Source organism: Bacillus sp. 7884-1, assembly GCF_002272245.1.
Classification (GTDB): Bacteria; Bacillota; Bacilli; order Bacillales; family Cytobacillaceae; genus Neobacillus.
On the sequence record NZ_NPDD01000017.1, the window covers coordinates 1 to 2199 of the forward strand.

The following is a 2199-nucleotide window of genomic DNA, read 5'->3' on the forward strand; positions in this document are numbered from 1 at the left end:
GCGCTAAAGCGCCTTGGGCGAAAGCTTGCGCTGAAGAACTAGGGAAAGAACTGATAGTGGTAGATAGTAATATTAATGATGTATTAAAGATGAGTTTTGTAAGAACACATACCATGCGGAATATATCGACTTTGTTAGTTTTTCAGAAGCTGTTTCATATTTTTACTACACTTCATGAGGTCTGTTTTTGAATTCATGTATTGTTGTATATGTCATTGGAAATTATTCAGATAAAGTATCTACTATTTCCTTAATGTAGTGAGAAGGAATTGCGACACCTACAATTTCTTTTGTTTCTATTTCAGGGTTTTGCAGGGTAGCAAAGATAACACCAACGACTTCACCATTTTGATTCAGTACTGGACTGCCACTGTTTCCTTTATAAATAGGGGCTTCAATCATCATAACCGGAACATCCCAGTCGGTTAAGTGAGCTTTTCCTATGATTTCACCTTCATTGGCTATTTGGGTAAAAGCTAACGGATTTCCGATAAAGATGATTTTCTCATCAGTCCATCTTTCCCATTCTTTTTCGGTAGATAGCTGGAGGTAAGGCAGGTTATCAGCTTCGATATCAATAATCGCAACATCCAGCTGTGGGTGTTTCGCGATTACTTTGCCAACATATGAATCTCCAGATTTGAAATGGACATTTACTCTATTTGTGCGGTCGACAACGTGTTCATTGGTAACAATTAATCCATCAGCTGTGACTGTAAAACCCGTTCCTTTTGTTCCATCCCATTCAATTGTCACAACGGATTTCTTATACTCTTTTACATCAGGCTCTTTTGATAATCTGTTTGACACTTTCACAAAGTTGATGGCCGGGAGATTGAATACGTTAATCCAAACATCTAATCCACTTATCAGAAGCGCGAGCACAAGAAGGGAACTAATGATTTTAACCATAACCTTTTTCTGCTTTTTCTTTTGAAGCTTCTCTTTTTCCCATTCCTGCCTATCTTCCGGATTAAAAAAAGTCTCCCAGTCGATTTCGTCTTCTGTTTGTTTTGGGCCGTTATTTTCGTTATTCACGTTTTATCCCTCATTACGAATTTTCTATATCTCTATTATATCAATCATGAACGAAAAACTAATCATTATTAATCAACCAAAACTTCATGATAAAATTTAAATAAAAAGCGGAGAGGACTTAACAAATGGAAATAAAAAAAGTATCTATTATTGGATTAGGAGCTTTAGGGATATTATTTGGGAACCATTTAGCCAAGAGAATGCCAAAGGAAGATGTAAGAATTATTGCAGACCGTAAGCGTATCGATAAATATAAAGAAGAACATGTTTATTGTAATGGTGAACTTTGCGACTTCCACTATGTAACACCTGAAGAGCCCTGTGAACCAGCAGATTTACTGATTTTTACAGTGAAATACGAAGGGTTATATGATGCTATACAGGCTGTTCAACATCATGTGGGAAAGGACACTATCATACTATCCGCTTTAAATGGCATTACAAGTGAAGGTATCATTGGTCAAGTGTATGGTATGGATAAGATTCTTTATAGTGTGGCCCAAGGGATGGACGCAGTAAAAGCTGGAAATAAACTTACATATGACCATATGGGAATGCTTTGCTTTGGTGATCAAAAGCCGGGGGGGATTTCTGACAAGGTTAAGAGTGTTGCGGCCTTTTTTGATAAAGTTGATTTTCCATATGAGGTAGACACCAATATGAATAAGCGGCAATGGGGGAAATTTATGCTTAATGTTGGAGTCAATCAAACCGTCGCTGTTTATAAAAGCAATTATGGTGAAGTTCAACGTGCAGGCGAAGAGAGGGAAACCATGATCGCTGCAATGAGAGAGGTAATTACCTTATCTGAATACGAGGGAGTCAATCTAACGAAGGGAGACCTGAATTATTGGTTAAGCGTGTTAGCTACTTTAAGCCCAGAGGGGAAACCTTCTATGGCGCAGGATTTGGAGGCGCGGCGTTATAGTGAAGTGGGTTTGTTTGCAGGAGCAGTATTGGAGATGGGTGAAAAACATCGAGTACCAACCCCTGTAAATAAAAAACTATATGACACCATTAAATCCATTGAAAGTACCTATTGAAAGGCTGTGGTAGGGTAAATACTGATTTTGGCACCCTGTTGATTTGTGCGGAAGGCGCGAGACTCCTAGAGGAGGACGGGACAGGGGAGACCCCGCAGGCGCTTTAGCGCCGAGGAGT

General features: G+C 39.1%; 3 protein-coding genes. 2 read left to right on the top strand and 1 reads right to left on the bottom strand.

All coding sequences use genetic code 11. From position 1 onward, the window contains the following. The coding region (locus tag CHI06_RS30185; protein WP_218833083.1) for a hypothetical protein at positions 1-191 on the top strand (191 nt) is incomplete at its 5' end. Between the two features lie 31 nt (positions 192-222). On the opposite strand, the gene CHI06_RS02185 is transcribed toward CHI06_RS30185, so the two are convergent. After that, positions 223-1038: a S1C family serine protease gene (locus CHI06_RS02185; RefSeq protein ID WP_095246784.1), complete on the bottom strand. Its 816-nt coding sequence runs from the start codon at positions 1036-1038 to the stop codon at positions 223-225. 125 nt (positions 1039-1163) lie between these two features. Here CHI06_RS02185 and CHI06_RS02190 point away from each other — a divergent pair, with 125 nt between their 5' ends. Continuing rightward, the gene (locus CHI06_RS02190) at positions 1164-2081 is read left to right on the top strand and encodes a ketopantoate reductase family protein (protein WP_095246785.1); all 918 of its coding nucleotides are present in this window, start codon (positions 1164-1166) and stop codon (positions 2079-2081) included. Positions 2082-2199 lie beyond the last annotated feature (118 nt).